The sequence below is a fragment of the Nocardiopsis rhodophaea genome (assembly GCF_039530945.1).
In the GTDB taxonomy this organism is placed as follows: Bacteria; Actinomycetota; Actinomycetes; order Streptosporangiales; family Streptosporangiaceae; genus Nocardiopsis_C; species Nocardiopsis_C rhodophaea.
Window position 1 is genome coordinate 1 of sequence record NZ_BAAAPC010000081.1, and the last position, 504, is coordinate 504.

General features: G+C 48.4%; 1 tRNA gene and 1 rRNA gene. Both read left to right on the forward strand.

The features are described 5' to 3' along the window. Positions 1 to 127: ribosomal RNA gene (locus ABD259_RS25750) — 16S ribosomal RNA — on the forward strand; the annotation flags it as partial. A gap of 85 nt (positions 128 to 212) precedes the next feature. Further along, positions 213 to 288: transfer RNA gene (locus ABD259_RS25755), tRNA-Glu, on the forward strand. The last annotated feature ends 216 nt before the right edge of the window (positions 289 to 504 follow it).

Genomic DNA, 504 nt, shown 5'->3' on the forward strand with positions numbered 1-504 from the left:
GGAGTGGGTTGCAAAAGAAGTAGGTAGCTTAACCTTCGGGAGGGCGCTTACCACTTTGTGATTCATGACTGGGGTGAAGTCGTAACAAGGTAACCGTAGGGGAACCTGCGGTTGGATCACCTCCTTACCTTAAAGAACCTGCCTTTGTAGTGCTCACACAGATTGTCTGATGAAAGTAAAGAAGCAAGGCGTCTTGCGATTGAGACTTCAGTGTCCCCTTCGTCTAGAGGCCCAGGACACCGCCCTTTCACGGCGGTAACAGGGGTTCGAATCCCCTAGGGGACGCCACTTGCTGGTTCGTGAGTGAAAGACGCGTGCCGAACTATCTCAAAACTCATCTTCGGGTGATGTTTGAGATATTTGCTCTTTAAAAATCTGGATCAAGCTGAAAATTGAAACGACACACAGTTAATGTGTGTTCGAGTCTCTCAAATTTTCGCAATCAGAAGTGAAACATCTTCGGGTTGTGAGGTTAAGCGACTAAGCGTACACGGTGGATGCCCA